Below are 15,862 nucleotides of genomic sequence, written 5' to 3'. Positions count from 1 at the left end.
TAATACCACCCGGGGGCCCCGTGTAGGGGGTGCCGGCCCGCCCGGGGGGGCCCCCCGGTGTGGGGGGGGGCGCCGGGGGCGGGGGGCCGGGGCCACGCCCCTTGGCGTACGGCTCAGCCGGTGACGGTGATCTGCTGGGCCGGGTCGGTGGTGTCGGTGACGTCGTAGGTGGCCGAGAAGGTGGCCGTCTGGTTGCCCGTGGGGCAGAGGAAGCCGCCCGTTCCGGTGGCCGCCACGGGCGCGTTGGCGATGGCGAGTCTGGACGGTGAGCCGTTGGTCCAGGTGCCCGCGACAGTGCTGGGGCCGCCGGGCGACGCGGTGAGCGTGCAGTTGGCGAGGCCGCTCGTCTTGATGACGACCCCGCCCTTCGGCATGGTGAGCCCGGCTGAAACCGGCGAGCCGTACTGGGCGGAGATGCTCCACTGGCCGTTCGTCGCGTTGCTGGTGACGGTCACGCCGACGCCGAAGATGCTGGTGGTGCAGCCGCTGAAGGAAGGCGGGTTGATGGCGGCGGAGACGGGTCCGGCGGCGTTGTGGTTGCCGGGGGCGGCCGGGACCTGGTTGGTGCTCGTGCCACTGGGGACCGACGCCGAGACCGTACAGGTCATGGTGGTGGAACCGGCGGTGAAGGTGGCCTTGCCGTTGAGCTTGGCGGCGAAGGAGTGGCCGGCCGGGGTCACCGTGGTGGAACCGGCCACGAGGGCGTCGGCGGCGTTGGCGGCGCCGAAGGTGAGAGCGGCCGCGGCGGCCATGAGGGCGGCGGGCACACGGAATCTGCGGGTTGCCATGGGGGGCTCCTCGGTCGAACGATTTCGATGGGGTGGGGGTGCGAGGAGGAACTCAGGTGAAGTCGAACCCTGGTGAACTTGAGAGTAAGTCCGCTTTTTCGGACCGAACAGCCGCGGATTCGCCATGAATTGACGGACCATCAGCTTGCTGGTCGGTGAGCTTCTGCTACTGATCGTCCGGTGCGGTACCGCGCCCTGTAAGGGGGGCGGGGAACCGTGCGACCAGCCACGGACGGCCCGCGGTCGAATCACCGCACTTCCAGCGGAGCGCTCAGCGCCTTCGCCAGATACGGGGCCGTGCGCCCGGCCCCCGCCGACGCGACCTCGCGCGGCGGACCCGCCGCCACGACCCTGCCGCCCTCGTCGCCGCCGCCCGGCCCGAGGTCTACCACCCAGTCGGCGCCCGCCACCACGCTCATGTCGTGCTCGACGACCACTACCGAGTGGCCCGCGTCGACCAGGCCGTGCAACTGGCGCAGCAGCACCTCGACATCGGCCGGGTGCAGCCCGGTCGTGGGCTCGTCCAGGAGGTACAGGGTGTGGTCGCGCCGTGCCCTCTGGAGCTCGGCAGCCAGCTTGATGCGCTGGGCCTCGCCGCCGGAGAGCTCGGTGGCGGGCTGGCCCAGGCGCAGATAGCCCAGGCCCACGTCGAGCAGCGCGGTCAGACTGCGGGCGGCGGCCGGGGTGTCGGCGAAGAACTCGGCCGCCGCCTCCACCGTGAGGTCGAGCACCTCGGCGATGGTGCGGCCCCGGTGGGTGACCTCCAGCGTCTCCGGGTTGTACCGGGCGCCGTGGCAGTCCGGGCAGGGCGCGTACGTACTCGGCAGGAACAGCAGCTCCACCGAGACGAACCCCTCGCCCTGGCAGGTCTCGCAGCGCCCGCCCGGGACGTTGAAGGAGAACCGGCCCGCCTTGTAGCCGCGCGCCCTCGCCTCCTCGGTGGCGGTGAAGAGCTTGCGTACGACGTCGAAGAGGCCGGTGTACGTGGCGAGGTTGGACCGGGGCGTGCGGCCGATCGGCTTCTGATCGACCGTCACCAGCCGCTCCACACCCGGGAGTTCCTCGGTGACCTCGCCCACCAGCGTGGACTTCCCGGAGCCCGAGACGCCGGTCACCGCCGTGAAGACGCCCAGCGGCAGCTCGGCCGTCAGGCCGCGCAGATTGTGCCGGGTCACCGGGCCGACGTTCAGCCATCCGGAGGGCTCGCGCACCTCGCGTACGGGCGCGGGCGCCGCGTCGAAGAGGAAGCGGCGGGTCTGCGACTCGGCCACTTCGGCCAGTGCGTGCGGCGGGCCGCTGTGCAGCACCTGACCGCCGTGCACCCCGGCGAGCGGGCCCACGTCCACCAGCCAGTCGGCGTGCCGCATCACATCGAGGTGGTGCTCGACGACGAACACCGAGTTCCCGGCCGCCTTCAGCCGGTCGAGGACCGTGAGCAGGGCCTCCGTGTCGGCCGGGTGCAGCCCCGCCGACGGCTCGTCCAGGACGTACACCACGCCGAAGAGCCCCGACCGCAGCTGGGTCGCGAGCCGCAGCCGCTGGAGCTCCCCGGCGGAGAGGGTGGGTGCGGTCCGGTCCAGGCTGAGATAGCCGAGGCCGAGCTCGGTGACGGGGTCGATCCGGCTCAGCAGATCGGCCGTCAGGACCTCGGCCGTGGGCCCGCCGTCGGCTGAACGAAGCACACCCGCAAGGGAGTTGAGTGGGAGGGCGGCCAGTTCCGCGATGGTGCTGCCCGCGAAGGTGACCGCCAGGGCCTGCGGCCGCAGCCGGCTGCCGCCGCAGACCGGGCAGTCGGCTGCGGTGAGGAACCGCTCGGCCTTCGTCCGCAGCGTCGGACTCTTGCTCTCGGCGAACGTCTTCATCACATAGCGGTGGGCGCTCATGTACGTGCCCTGGTACGGGCGTTGGATACGGTTCGCCTCGCGCACCGGGTGCACGGTGACCACCGGCTGCTCGTCCGTGAACAGGATCCACTCGCGGTCCGCCGGGTCGAGCTCGCGCCAGGGCCGGTCGACGGCGTACCCCAGCGTGTCGAGGACGTCGCGCAGGTTCTTGCCCTGCCAGGCGCCCGGCCAGGCCGCGATGGCGCCGTCGCGGATGGACAGCGACGGGTCGGGGACGAGGAGCTCCTCGCTGGTGCGGTGGACGCGGCCCAGACCGTGGCACTCGGGGCAGGCGCCGACGGCCGTGTTGGGCGAGAAGGAGTCCGAGTCCAGGCGCGCGGCGCCGGCCGGGTAGGTGCCCGCGCGGGAGAACAGCATCCGCAGCGAGTTGGAGAGCGTGGTGACCGTGCCGACCGAGGAGCGCGAGGTCGGGGACGAGCGCCGCTGCTCCAGCGAGACGGCGGGCGGCAGCCCCGAGATCTCCGCGACCTTCGGCGCGCCCACCTGGTGGATCAGCCGCCGGGCGTACGGAGCCACCGACTCGAAGTAGCGCCGCTGGGCCTCCGCGTAGATCGTCCCGAAGGCGAGCGAGGACTTCCCCGAACCGGAGACCCCGGTGAAGACCGCCAGCGCGTCCCGGGGGATGTCCACGTCGACCCCGCGCAGATTGTGCTCGCGCGCGCCCCGTACCCGTACGTACGGGTCATGGGGGCGGTCTGCTTCGGTCCGTCCGGTGGGGCTTTGCATACCGGAATTCTAGGCGGCGCGGCCGGCCGTGCCCGCGAGCCGGGCGAGCCGCCGGTAGGAGTCCAGCATCGCGCCCCGGTCGTACGTACTGGTCGTGACCAGGAACTCGTCGGCCGCGCTGCGCGAGAGCAGCTTCTCCAGGGCGTCGGCGACCTCGTCCTCGGTGCCGTGGATCTGGCCGCGCCGGGCCTCCTCGAAGAGCGCGCGTTCGCGGTCGGTCATCCGCAGCGCCAGGATCTCCTCGGCGGGGGAGAGCGGCGGGAACTCGCCCCGGGTGCGCGAGTGCGCCGTCGACCAGGCCTCGGGCAGCAGGATGCGGCGGGCCTCCTCGGTGGTGCCGGCCACGGCGACCGTGCCGGAGACCACCACGTACGGGCGGTCGTTCCACGCGGACGGGCGGAACGTGTCGCGGTAGTCGTCGATGGCGCGCAGCATGGCGTCCTCGCCGCGCACATCGGCGATGACCAGGGCGAGACCGGCACTGGCGGCGAGCTGCGCGCCCTGTCCGGTGGCGAGGACGAACGCGGGAACCCGGAGCCCCTCGGCCGGGCGGGCGTGCACCTGGGGGTGGGCCGTCTGCGTACCGTCGAAGTAGCCGAGGAGTTCGGTCAGCCGGCCCGCGAAGTCGTCGGCGTCCTTCTTGTCGCGGCCGAGCGCCTTGCGGATGCCGTCCGTGAACCCGACCGACCGCCCCAGGCCCATGTCGACGCGGCCGGGGAAGAGGGACTCAAGGACCCCGAACTGCTCGGCCACCACCAGCGGTTGGTGGTTGGGGAGCATCACACCGCCCGTGCCGACCCGGATCGTGGAGGTGGCGGCGGCTACGGCCGCGGCGAGCACGGTCGGCGCGGAGCCCGCGACACCCGGCACGCTGTGGTGCTCCGAGACCCAGAAGCGGTGGTAGCCGAGCCGCTCGGCCTCCTGCGCGAAGGCCACGGTGTCCCGCAGCGCCTGCGGGCCGTCGTGCCCCGCGCGGATGCGGGAGCGGTCAAGGACGGAGAAGCGCGTCGACGCGATCACTGAGCTCACACACCCTTCAACGTCTGTGCCGCGCCAGGATTCCCTAGGGTGGGCGCATGACGGAGAACAGCAGGCCACTGGCCGTATTCGACCTGGACGGCACGCTTGCGGACAGCGGCCACCGGCAGCACTTCCTGGAGGGCGCTAAGCGGGACTGGGCGGCCTTCTTCGCCGCGGCTCCGGCCGATCCGCCGCTGGCGGAGGGGATCGCGCTGTGCCTGGCGGCCGCCGAGGAGTGCGAGGTCGTCTACCTCACCGGGCGGCCGGAGCGCTGCCGAAGGGACACCCGGGCGTGGCTGGCCGCGCAGGGCCTGCCCGACGGGACGGTCCACATGCGGCCCAACGCCGACCGCAGGCCCGCCCGGACGACCAAGCTGGAGCTCCTGCGCCGGCTCGGCGCCGGCCGTGAGGTGCGGATGCTGGTGGACGACGACGAGCTGGTGTGCGACGCCGCCGAACGGGCCGGCTTCCGGGTCGTACGGGCCCGGTGGGCCGCCCCGTCCGAGGCGCTGAAGGACGCGCAGGAGCGGGAGGGGCGGACCTGAGCGGGCGGGGCCTCCCGGCCCTCACACCTCCTGGTCGTCGTCCAGCCGGAAACCGACCTTCAAGCCGACCTGGTAGTGCTCGATCTGCCCGTCGGCGATCTGGCCGCGTACTTGAGTGACCTCGAACCAGTCGAGATTCCTCAAGGTCTGCGACGCGCGGGCGACGCCGTTGCGAATGGCCTGGTCGACGCCCTCGGGGGAGGTGCCGACGATCTCGGTGACGCGGTACGTGTGGTTGGACATGGAGGTGCACTCCTCTTCGTCGCGTCCCTCCACCGTGCCCCACCTCGCGCCGCTTCGCGAGGCGTCGGCGGGGCCCGGGTGCGGCCTCGGTTCCGTAACAAGGGTTGACCGGCCCATTGGTACAGACCAAAATCGGCCGCACCCGAACCAGCCGACCGCGCTCTCCCCCGGAAGAGCCGTCTGCGCTTTCCCCACGTCGGGTCATGACTGCCCGTGCCATGACGCAGAAGGTGACCGCCGTGAAGAACCGCTTCCTCCATGCCCCCGTCGTGCTCGCCACGGCCCTCGCACTCGGCGGCTGCGGCGCGCTGCCGGGGGTGGGCGGGGACTCCACCACCACCGTCACCGTGTGGCTGATGAAGGACAGCGCCTCCGATGAATTCATCGAGCGGTTCACCGACGAGTTCGAGAAGGAACACCGCTCGGTCAAGCTGCACGTACGGATCCAGGAGTGGACCGGCATCGGCCAGAAGGTGACCACCGCCCTCAAGACGGGCGAGGTGCCCGACGTCGTCGAGGTCGGCAACACCCAGGTCTCCCAGTACGCGGCGAGCGGCGGGCTGCTCGACCTCACCCTGGAGTCGCTGCGCGACTGGGGCAGCAAGGACTGGCTGCCGGGCCTCGCCGAACCCGGCAAGGTCGACGGAGTCCAGTACGGCATTCCCTGGTACGCGGCGAACCGCGTCGTCATCTACAACAAGGACCTGTTCGACGCGGCGGGCATCAGCAAGGCCCCGAAGACCCGCGCCGAGTGGCTGAGCGACACGGACAAGCTGAACACCGGCGCCACCCAGGGCATCTACCTCGCCGGACAGGACTGGTACACCCTCGCCGGGTTCGTCTGGGACGAGGGCGGCGAGCTCGCCCAGGAGAGCGCCGGGGAGTGGACCGGCACCCTCGCCACGCCCGCCGCGCTGCGCGGCATGGACTTCTACCGCCGCCTCCAGGCGCTCGGCGACGGCCCCAAGAACGCCGACGAGGCCACGCCCCCGCAGGCCGAGGTCTTCGCCAAGGGCAGGGTCGCCCAGATCATCGCCGTCCCGGGCACCGCCAAGGCCATCCAGAAGGCCAACCCCGCCCTCGCCGACAAGCTCGGCTACTTCCCCATCCCCGGCAGGACCGCGGCCCAGCCGGGCGCGGTCTTCACCGGCGGCTCGGACCTCATCGTGCCCAAGCGGTCCGCGCACCACACCGAGGCCGTGAAGGTGGTCAAGGCGCTGGCCGGGGAGAAGTGGCAGCAGGACCTCGCCGCCGCCATGAGCTACGTACCGAACAAGCCCGCGCTCGCGGCCGCCGTGGAGGACCAGGCGGGCACGGCCGCGATGGCGCAGGGCGCGGCCCGGGGCAGGGCCACGCCCAACTCGCCCCAGTGGGCCGCCGTCGAGGCCGACAACCCGATCAAGCCGTACATGACCGCCGTGCTCACGGGAGCCGACCCGAGGACGGCGGCCAGGACGGCCTCCTCGCGGATCAGCTCGCTGCTGTTCCCCTGACCGGGTCGGCCGCGGCCCCGCCCACGGTCGCCAGCGACAGCGCGAACCGGCCGTCGGCGTCGGTCCACCAGTGGGTGGCCGTCAGCCCGGCAGCCGCCAGCTCGGCCCGCACGCCCTCACGGCGGAACTTTGCCGAGATCTCGGTCCGCAGCTCCTCGCCCTCCTCGAAGCGGACGACGAGATCCAGCTCGGGGATCTTCACGGTGAGGTCGGCGCGGGCCCGCAGCCGCATCTCGATCCACTCGTCGCGGGCGTTCCAGCGCGCCACGTGCGAGAAGTCGTCGAGGTCGAAGTCCGCGCCGAGCTCGCGGTCGATGACGGCGAGGACGTTCTTGTTGAACTCGGCCGTCACCCCCCGCGCGTCGTCGTACGCCCGCACCAGGACCGACTCCTCCTTCACCAGGTCGGTGCCGAGCAGGAAGCTGTCGCCCGGCTCCATCACCGCGGCGACCGACGCCAGGAACTCCGCGCGCTCGGCGGGCAGCAGATTGCCGACCGTGCCGCCGAGGAACACCACCAGGCGCGGCCCCGGGGCGGCGGGCAGGTCGAGCGGCCGGGTGAAGTCGGCGATCAACGCGTGCACGTCGAGCTTCGGCCGCTCCTCGATCAGCGCCTCGGCCGCCCCGGTCAGGGCGCTCTCGCTGACGTCCACCGGAATGTACGTGAGCGGGTCCGGCAGCGCGTCGAGCAGCAGCCGGGTCTTCTCCGAGGAGCCCGAGCCCAGCTCGACCAGGGTGCGGGCCCCGGAGGCGGCCGCGATCTCGGCGGCGCGCCGGGTGAGGATCTCCCGCTCGGCGCGCGTCGGGTAGTAGTCGTCGAGCCGGGTGATCTCCTCGAACAGCTCGCTGCCCCGGGCGTCGTAGAACCACTTGGGCGGCAGGGTCTTGGGCGTACCCGTCAGCCCGTGCAGCACATCGGCGCGCAACGCGGCCCCGGTGGCGTCCTCGGGCAGGGCGCGGGTCAGCTGGAACGGGTGGGACTCGTGCACGAGGAAGGCTCCTTGAGGGGGGTCAGTACAAGGTCGGTACGGGTCGCGGACAGCAGGGTGCGGTCGGGGACCTCGTGCCAGTGCGGATCGTCGTCGTAGGGCTCCGAGGCGACGACCGTGCGTTCGCCCGGCCGGGCCAGGTACCACAGGGTGTCGCCCCAGGCCGTGGCGGCGATCGTGTCGCCGTCCGTGAGCAGCAGGTTCAGCCGCGAGCCGGGGGCCGCCCCGGCGACCTCGGTCACCGTCTCGGCGAGCGCCCGGCCCATCTCGTCGCCCGCCCGCAGCCGGTGCAGCAGCAGGGCCCACACCAGCGCGGAGTCACAGCGCGCCTCCAGCCGCAGCAGTTCCTCCGCGGGCAGGGCGGCAGCGAGCGGCGCGAGCGAGCCCGGCCAGCCCCTGACCGCCCCGTTGTGGCTGAACAGCCAGCGCCCGGCGGCATAGGGGGCGGCGGCCGCCTCGTCGTCCGCGCCCGGCTCGGTGGCGTCCCGTACCGCCGCGAGCAGCGCGCCGGTACGCACCACCCGGGCCAGGTCCGCGAACGACGGGTCGGCCCAGACCGGCCCCGGGCGGCGGTAGCGGCCCGGCACCGGGTCGCCCTCCGCGTACCAGCCGACCCCGAAGCCGTCGGCGTTGACCGTCCCGTAGCGCTGGTGGCGCGGCGCCCAGGACTGCCGGTACAGCGCGTGCGGCGGGCTCACCAGGAGCTCGCCGAGCGCCGAGGGCTCGCCCAGGAAAGCGATATGGCGGCACATCAGGCATCCCTCGCGGTCCGGAAACCGGCGAAGATCTGCCGCCGCACCGGAAGGTCCCAGTTGCGGAAGGTGCCCCGGCAGGCCACCTGGTCCACGGCGAACGAACCGCCCCGCAGCACCTTGTGGTCGGGTCCGAAGAACACTTCCGAGTACTCGCGGTAGGGGAACGCCACGAAGCCCGGGTAGGGCATGAAGTCGCTGGACGTCCACTCCCACACGTCACCGATCAACTGCCGTACACCCAGCGGGGACTCGCCCGCCGGATAGGCCCCGGCGGAGGCCGGGCGCAGATGGCGCTGGCCCAGGTTGGCGTGCTCGGAGGTGGGATCGGCGTCGCCCCACGGGTAGCGCCGGGAGCGGCCGGTGGCCGGGTCGTGCCGGGCCGCCTTCTCCCACTCCTCCTCGGTGGGCAGGCGTCGCCCGGCCCAGCGGGCGTACGCGTCCGCCTCGTACCAGCTCACATGGAGCACCGGCTCGTCCCGCGGTACGGGCTCGGTCACCCCGAACCGGCGGCGCAGCCACTCGCCGCCCTCCCGGCGCCAGAACAGCGGTGCCGTCAGCTCGTGTTGCCGGACCATGGCCCAGCCCTTGGGCTCCCACCAGCGCTCGTCGGTGTAGCCGCCGTCCTCGATGAACCGCAGATACATGCCGCAGGTCACCGGGGTGGTGTCGAGGTGGAAGGCCGGGACGATGCGGTGGTGGGCCGGGCGCTCGTTGTCCAGGGCCCACGGCTCGGCCGTGGTCCCCATGGTGAACGGGCCGCCGGGGATCAGGACTTCGGCGGGCAGGGCCGTGGTGGAGCCCGGCGGCGGCTCGGGGGCGGCGAGTGCCGCCGGGCCCTTGCGGAGCTGATGGGTGATCAGCATCGTCTCGTCGTGCTGCTGTTCGTGCTGGGCGATCATCCCGAAGGCGAAGCCCGCGTCGACGAGGCGGGGGCCGCCCTCCAGCGGGGCGCTCTCCAGGACGTCGAGGGCCCGGCCGCGCACCTCGGCGGCGTACCGGCGCGCCTCGGCGGGGGAGAGCAGCGGCAGCGAGGTCCGGCTGGCGCGGGGGTGCTCGAAGGCGTCGTACAGCGAGTCGATCTCCGGGCGCATCGCGTCCCGCCCGGCGACCGCCCGCAGCAGCCACTGCTCCTCCTGGTTGCCGATGTGCGCGAGGTCCCAGACCAGCGGCGACATCAGGGGCGAGTGCTGGGCCGTGAGGTCGTGGTCGTCGACGCAGGAGGTGAGCGTGGCGGTGCGCGCCCGCGCGGCGGTGAGCGCCGTCAGGGCGCGCCGGCGCAGCGCCTCCGGGTCGGTGGGGGCCGCTCCGGTCGTTTCGGGGCCGGTCATGAGGAGGTGTCCTTCCCGGGGGCGGGCGCGAACGAGGTGTCCGCGGGGGAGAGGCCCCGTGCGACATGGCGGTCCGTGAAGGCGGCGACCGCCTGACGGACCTCGGTGGTGGCGCCGAGCCGGGGCAGTGCCTCCAGCGCGGCCGCGAAGCAGAGCTCGGCCGCCTCCCGCAGTTCGGGGTCGGTGAGCCCGGAGCGGGCCGCGTCGACCCAGAGCGGGTTGCGCGGCGCGGGCTGCGATCCGGCCCTCTCCGCAAGGGATTTGACGGTCCGGTAGGCGGTCTCGGCCGCCTCCTGGTCGTCGAAGAGCGCGGTGGTCACCGCGAGCGGGACGATCCAGCCGTCCTCGCCCGGCTGCGCGTCGATCATGCGCAGTTCCAGGTGCCCGCGCGGCCGCACCGGCGGGAACAGGGTGGTCAGGTGGTATTCGAGGTCCTTGCGGGTGGCCCGGCGCGGCTCGCCCGTACGCAGCCACTCGCGGAAGGTGAGCCCCTCCGGCGCGTCCCAGGGGCCGTCGTCGGACCGGACGCACATCACCGGCGTGTCCAGCACGTGCGCGGCCCAGGCCGCCCGGGGCTCGGCGTCGAGCGGGGGCGCCAGCGACCGTACGGGGTCGATCGCGGTCCACACCGCCTGCCGGGAGGAGCGCCAGCCGGTGCGTCTGCCCTCCTGCCAGGGAGAGTTGGCGAACGCGGCCACCAGGACCGCGCCGAGGAGGTGGGCCAGCCGCCAGCGGCGCCCGAAGCCGAGCGGGCCCGGCTCCTCGTATCCGGCGTCGAGGCAGACCTGGACGGAGGCCGAGGCGCACATCATGGCCCGCCCGGCCGGGCCCGACCGGTCGAAGTGGGCTTCCATGGCGTCGTACCGGGGGTCGTGCAGAAAGCGGCGCGGCGGCTGCCACGGATCCTGGCCGAGCCCGGTGAGAGTGAGGTCCCTGGCACGAAGAGCGGCCCGGACGGCCGTCAGATCGGCCGCCACGGAGTCGATGCACTCCATGAGGGAAGCGGCGGGAAGCGAGCTGAGCTCCAGCTGGCCGCCGGGTTCGACGGTGAGTGCCGACCGCAGGGGGAGTTCCCTCAACGAGGCGTAGGCGGCGGCGAGTCGGTGGTGCTGAACGGGGAGGTGCGGGTCGTGCAGATCATGGACGAGCCACTCCACTTCGACACCGACGGCGCGAGGTGGGCCGTTCTTGAAGCAGATGCACCGAAGCAGATCGTCTGCTTCCGTTTCTGTGAACTGTTTGGTCAGCATGGTCGCTTCCCCAACTCGGGGCTGTTTTCGGTGCACTGTCCCACCTAAGCCACTGCCGTTATCTCGCACAAGAGTGCCCATCCGGACGGAAAGTATGTTGCGGGAGTGTTGTCCTGGCGTCAACGATGCTAGATATGAGTGCACGACTGCGCGACCTCGCGCGCCACAGCGTGGAGATCACCGAAGCCGGTGCGTACGAGACGCCCGGCGGGACCACGGTCTCGATCGCCGCCTGGCTGGCGGCGGCCGTCGAGGGAACCCGGCTCTTCGGCCCCGGCCCGGTGCCGGTGACGCCGGACTCCGACCGTTCCAGCGTATGCGCGGTGACCGGCGAGAGCAGCCTGGAGGCGGCCCGGCGCCTGGTGGGCGAGGGCCCTGGCGAGGTGGCCGTGCTGAACTTCGCCTCCGCCCGCAACCCCGGCGGCGGCTTCCTGAACGGCGCACAGGCCCAGGAGGAAGCGCTCTGCCGCTCCTCCGCGCTCTACCCGACACTGCTGCGGGCGCCCGGATTCTACGAGCACCACCGCGCCGACCGCGATGTCTTCTACACCGACCGGGTGATCCACTCGCCGGGTGTGCCGGTCTTCCGGGACGACCGGGGGCGGCTGCTCGACGAGCCGTTCCGGGTGGGCTTCCTGACCTCGCCCGCGCCCAACGCGGGAGTGATCCGCCGGCGCACCCCGGAGGCGGTGGACCGCATCCCACAGGCCCTCGCATCCCGCGCCGAGCGCGTTCTGGAGACGGCGGCCTCCTGCGGCTACCGGCGCCTGGTGCTCGGCGCCTGGGGCTGCGGCGTGTTCCGCAACGACCCGGCGCGCGTGGCGGGCGCCTTCCACGCCCACCTCACGGGCGGGGGCCGCTTCGCGCGCCACGTCGACGAGGTCGTCTTCGCGGTCCTGGACCGCACGGCGGACCGGGCGACGCTGCGGGCCTTCGAGACGGTGTTCGCGCAGGCGTGACGGGCGTCAGGCCCGCCGTGGGGTGAGTGTCGCCCCCCGCGGTTGCGCCGGACGGCGCAGCGAGCCGGGCCCGGAGGGCGGGCGGCGGCCAGGCTCAGGGGCATGATCATCCGAGCCTTCACGGCGCTGCTCGCCGCCCTCGTCGCCGTCCTCGCCGCGCCCCCGCCGGTGTCCGCCGCGGAACCCGCGCCGCCCCGCACCGTCTCCGGCTGGCTGCCGTACTGGGACCAGGAGGGCGCCTACCAGGACGCCCTGCGCCACGCGGACCAGCTGCACACCGTCAGCCCGTTCTGGTACCAGGCGATCAGCGCCGAGCGTATCGACGGCCACCCGGGCGCGGGCGCCCAGCGCGTCGTCGACGGGCTGCACGCGGCCGGGATCGCCGTGGTGCCGACCGTCATGGAGACGATGAAGCCCGGCGTCCTCGCCGCGATCCTCGCCGACCCGGCCCGCCGCGCCGCCCACATCACGGCCCTGCTCACAGTGGCGGGCAGCCGTTCCTACGACGGCCTGGACATCGACTACGAGTCGATCGCCCCGACCGGTGACGCCGGCTACCCCGCGGTACGGGCGGACTACGCCACGTTCATCACCGAGCTCTGCGGGCGCCTGCACGCCCTGGCCAAGAGCTGCGTCAGCACCGTCTCGCCGCAGACCGCGACCACCGGGCGCGTCTGGGACTACGCGACGATCGGCCGGGCCGCCGACCGGGTGCGGATCATGGCGTACGACCGGCACTGGTCGGGCGGGGACCCGGGCCCGCTCGCCGGGGCCGACTGGTACGAGGAGATCCTGCGCCGGGCCACCGCGCTGATCCCGCCCGCCCGCATCGAGATGGCCCTGCCCGCGTACGGCTGGGACTGGCCCGCGGGCGGCGGTGGCCGCGCCCGGCACGTCACCATGCGGGAGGCGGAGGCCCTGCGGGTGGCCCAGGGCGCGCCGTACCAGCTCGACCCCGTGTCGCAGACGCCGCACTTCAGCTACCAGGACGGGGACACGGCCCGCGAGGTCTGGTACCAGGACGCGCGCGGCATCGAGGCCGATCTGCCGGTCCTGGCCCGCTACGGCATCCACCACACCTCCCTCTGGGCCCTCGACTTCGAGGACCCCGCGGTGTGGCCGGTGCTGGCGAGAACCTGACCGCCGGACCGGCCACGGGCCCGGTTCAGCCGTGGACCGTGGCGGTCGGGGTGTTCCAGCCCGAGACCGTCAGCCGAGGCGCGGACCCGTGCAGGTCGGCGGTCCGGTAGGTGGCGGTCAGCGTCGTCGTCTCGCCGGGCCAGAGGGTGACCTGGTTGTCGGACCACTGGACGGGCAGGACCGGGGCGCCCTTGGCGTCCACGAGGTGGACGTCGGTGAGCAGCGCGGGGGTCCTGCCCGTGCCCGTGTTGGTGAGCGTGACGGTCGTGGTCGAGGCGCCGTCGCCGCCCGTGGCCGTCGTCGCGCCGGCGGTCACCGTCGCCTTCGCCATCGCGCTCAGGCCCTTGAGATCGGCGTAGGCGGTGGTGGGGGTGTAGTACCAGTCGGTGTGCGCGTAGTCGAGGACGTCCGCCTTGGTGGAGAGCCAGTACACATTGCGGCTGACCTCCTTGCCGGTGGAGTCGGTGAGCAGCAGCCGGGCGAGATGGGCCGTGGAGAGGCCGCTCACGCTCGCCGGGACGGTGAGCACGGTCGTCCGCGCCCCGTCGCCGCCCACCCCCACACCCGTCGCCGTCCTGTCGTACTTCTGCGTCCCGTCGGTGTTGAACAGCGTCACCCGGGCCGTGAGACCGGACACGGGCGTGTGCCTGCCGTTCACCACGGCGACCGACCGGTCGTCGTACGAGTACTGGATGTGCAGCGGCTCGTTCGCCTTCTTCGCGCCGAAGTACGCGCCGCCCTGGTCCAGACAGCGGTCCGTCAACTGCCAGTGCAGAGAGGTCCAGCCGCTGTTGAACATCCAGTAGACGACCCCGGTCGCGGGCTTCGAGGCGTCCTTGGCGTTGCGGGCGTACGCCTCGTACTGGGCGCGCACGTTCTCGTACTGGGCGAGCTGCGCCTTGCGCACATAGTCGTCCAGACCGGCCGGGGCGCCGTAGCGTCCGGCCAGGGCCGCGTCGTACAGGGCGAGGGTGGCGAAGGTCGAGGAGGGGGAGCGGTGGTACTGCTTGGCCGAGGGGCTCTTCCAGAGCGTGTCCAGCTCGGTTGGTGACATCATCCGGCGCAGGGTGTCCAGGGTGGGGATGTCGGGGCCCGCGCTGGTCTCGGAGTTGAAGCCGGTGGCCCCGCCCTCCTGCTTGTTGTACCAGTAGTTGGGCGGCACCCAGTCGTACGGGCCGGTCATCTTCATACCCGAACTGCCGGTGATCGGCGAGGACTTGTCGGACGCGGCGGCCACGATCGGGGTCTGCCAGTCGGCCGCCCGCAGCGCGTCCACGTAGTTCTTCTCGATCGTCTTGTCCGGGGCGAAGTCGCTGCCGATCAGGAACGAGATCACACTGGGGTGGTCGCGCAGCCGGGCCGCCTCGGCGGCCATCGACGCCTTCGCGACCGGGTAGTCCGCCGCGGTCCACTTGTCGCCCGGCTCGCTCCCGTTGACCTGGCCCTCCCATTTGTCGCAGCACTCCCAGCCGGGGAGCGTGAGGATGCCGTGGCGGTCCGCGAGGTCGAAGAACTCGTCCGGCTCGATGTGCCCTTCGAGCCGGATGGTGTTGAGGCCCAGATCGAGCGCGTACTTGAGCCGGTCCTCCGCATAGGTGCGGTCCCAGCGCAGATACTCGTCCGGCGACCAGCCGCCGCCCTTGATCAGTAGCGGACGGCCGTTGACGGAGTACTGGCGGGCGCCGTCCGCGTTGAGCGGTGCCTTCACGTCGCGGATGCCGAACGACTCGTGCACGGTGTCGGACGCGGTGCCGGAGACCGACGCGGTCAGGTCGAGCCCGTACAGCGCCTGCTCGCCCATCCCGGCCGGCCACCACACGCGCGGCGAGGCCAGATGGAGCTGGGGATGGGTGGCAGGGGTGAAGGTGACCGTCTTCGTCTCGTGCGCGGCAAGCGTGACGTCCTGGCTGAAGGAGGCCGTGCCGATCGTGCCGGAGACGGTCGTGGTGACCGTGCTCGCCGAGTCGTTGCGTGCCCGCGCCTTCACCGTCAGGTCGGCGGTCGCCAGCGACGGCACGGCGAGGGCGGTGACGACGTGCGCGTCCCGCAGCGCGACCGGACCGCCGCGCCGCACCAGCACGTCCCGGACGATGCCCATGTTCTCGTCGGGCGGCGGTTGCAGCCAGTCGATCCACCCCATGGTGAGGTTCTTCCTGGGGTCGTTGGGCTGGACGCGGAACGCGACGGTGTTGGTGCCGGACCTCACCGCCGAGGTGATGTCCAGCTCATGGCGGGTGTACGCCCCGACGACCGCGCTCTTGTCGGCGACCTGCCGCCCGTTGACGAACACATCGGCGGCCGAGACGACCCCGCTGAAGTCGAGGTACGTACGCGCGGAGGTGTCCGCGACGGTGAAGTCCGAGCGGTACCACCAGGGGACGGTGAAGTCGGCGGTGGGGATGTTCTTCTGGTTGGTGGAGTAGAAGGGGTCGGCGTACTTGCCGGCCGCGAGCAGGGCCGCGAGGACCGTGGAGCGGGGCCCGGCCGCGTACCAGCCCGCCGCCGGATAGCCGGGGCTGGAGACGGCCGCCGCGGAGTCGGTGACCTTGGCGGTGGACTGGATGGCGTAGGCGGGGAGCGCCGTCGTGGACGGGCCAACGGCCGTGCGGGCGCCATGAGTTGCCGGGGAGGCGCCGGTGACCAGGGCGAGGACAAGGCCGAGGGCCGCGGCCACGGCGGTCTTCCGGCGGATTCGGAGGACGGGATGGCGGTGGAACACGGTG

13 protein-coding genes are annotated in these 15,862 nt (G+C 72.7%); 4 read left to right on the top strand and 9 right to left on the bottom strand.

Annotation, left to right across the window (positions count from 1 at the left end; genetic code table 11):
• Positions 1-113: 113 nt before the first annotated feature.
• The 3 genes from ACFWA7_RS02570 to ACFWA7_RS02560 all read right to left on the bottom strand — a co-directional run bounded on the left by ACFWA7_RS02570 (position 114) and on the right by ACFWA7_RS02560 (position 4,447).
• Entirely contained in the window at positions 114-788 is a 675-nt protein-coding gene (locus ACFWA7_RS02570; protein WP_385535216.1) for a hypothetical protein, read from the bottom strand.
• A 248-nt stretch (positions 789-1,036) separates the two neighbouring features.
• The gene (locus tag ACFWA7_RS02565) at positions 1,037-3,418 is read right to left on the bottom strand and encodes an ATP-binding cassette domain-containing protein (RefSeq protein WP_385535214.1); all 2,382 of its coding nucleotides are present in this window, start codon (positions 3,416-3,418) and stop codon (positions 1,037-1,039) included.
• A 9-nt stretch (positions 3,419-3,427) separates the two neighbouring features.
• Entirely contained in the window at positions 3,428-4,447 is a 1,020-nt protein-coding gene (locus tag ACFWA7_RS02560; protein ID WP_385820415.1) for an LLM class flavin-dependent oxidoreductase, read from the bottom strand.
• Positions 4,448-4,494: 47 nt separating this feature from the next.
• Between ACFWA7_RS02560 and ACFWA7_RS02555 the strand changes: the two genes are divergently transcribed.
• The gene (locus ACFWA7_RS02555; protein ID WP_385535210.1) at positions 4,495-4,983 is read left to right on the top strand and encodes a hypothetical protein; all 489 of its coding nucleotides are present in this window, start codon (positions 4,495-4,497) and stop codon (positions 4,981-4,983) included.
• A gap of 21 nt (positions 4,984-5,004) precedes the next feature.
• On the opposite strand, the gene ACFWA7_RS02550 is transcribed toward ACFWA7_RS02555, so the two are convergent.
• On the bottom strand, positions 5,005-5,226 hold the full coding sequence (locus ACFWA7_RS02550) for a dodecin (RefSeq protein WP_371655833.1): 222 nt from the start codon (positions 5,224-5,226) through the stop codon (positions 5,005-5,007).
• A 239-nt stretch (positions 5,227-5,465) separates the two neighbouring features.
• On the opposite strand from ACFWA7_RS02550, the gene ACFWA7_RS02545 reads away from it, so the two are divergent.
• On the top strand, positions 5,466-6,719 hold the full coding sequence (locus ACFWA7_RS02545) for an extracellular solute-binding protein (protein WP_385535232.1): 1,254 nt from the start codon (positions 5,466-5,468) through the stop codon (positions 6,717-6,719).
• Here the strand turns inward: ACFWA7_RS02545 and egtD are convergent.
• From egtD to egtA, 4 genes are read right to left on the bottom strand one after another with little or no spacing between them, the layout of a single operon-like run.
• Positions 6,697-7,707: an L-histidine N(alpha)-methyltransferase gene (gene egtD / locus ACFWA7_RS02540; protein ID WP_385535207.1), complete on the bottom strand. Its 1,011-nt coding sequence runs from the start codon at positions 7,705-7,707 to the stop codon at positions 6,697-6,699. The genes ACFWA7_RS02545 and egtD overlap by 23 nt on opposite strands.
• Positions 7,680-8,459, bottom strand: a complete 780-nt coding sequence (egtC, locus tag ACFWA7_RS02535) for an ergothioneine biosynthesis protein EgtC (RefSeq protein ID WP_385820414.1) — start codon at positions 8,457-8,459, stop codon at positions 7,680-7,682. The genes egtD and egtC overlap by 28 nt, the downstream gene beginning before the upstream one ends.
• Entirely contained in the window at positions 8,459-9,790 is a 1,332-nt protein-coding gene (gene egtB / locus ACFWA7_RS02530; RefSeq protein ID WP_385820413.1) for an ergothioneine biosynthesis protein EgtB, read from the bottom strand. The genes egtC and egtB overlap by 1 nt, the downstream gene beginning before the upstream one ends.
• Positions 9,787-11,040, bottom strand: a complete 1,254-nt coding sequence (egtA, locus tag ACFWA7_RS02525) for an ergothioneine biosynthesis glutamate--cysteine ligase EgtA (protein ID WP_385535202.1) — start codon at positions 11,038-11,040, stop codon at positions 9,787-9,789. Before egtA ends, egtB begins: the two co-directional genes overlap by 4 nt.
• Before the next feature lie 134 nt (positions 11,041-11,174).
• On the opposite strand from egtA, the gene ACFWA7_RS02520 reads away from it, so the two are divergent.
• Complete coding sequence (locus ACFWA7_RS02520; RefSeq protein WP_385820412.1) at positions 11,175-11,999, top strand: TIGR02452 family protein; 825 nt, start codon at positions 11,175-11,177, stop codon at positions 11,997-11,999.
• Positions 12,000-12,101: 102 nt separating this feature from the next.
• Positions 12,102-13,139, top strand: a complete 1,038-nt coding sequence (locus ACFWA7_RS02515; protein ID WP_385820411.1) for a glycosyl hydrolase family 18 protein — start codon at positions 12,102-12,104, stop codon at positions 13,137-13,139.
• 25 nt (positions 13,140-13,164) lie between these two features.
• Here the strand turns inward: ACFWA7_RS02515 and ACFWA7_RS02510 are convergent, their stop codons facing one another.
• Entirely contained in the window at positions 13,165-15,858 is a 2,694-nt protein-coding gene (locus ACFWA7_RS02510; RefSeq protein WP_385820410.1) for a sugar-binding domain-containing protein, read from the bottom strand.
• Positions 15,859-15,862: the final 4 nt, after the last annotated feature.

Source organism: Streptomyces sp. NPDC059994, from assembly GCF_042737755.1.
Lineage (GTDB): Bacteria > Actinomycetota > Actinomycetes > Streptomycetales > Streptomycetaceae > Streptomyces.
This window is presented reverse-complemented; position numbering and strand designations above follow the sequence as displayed.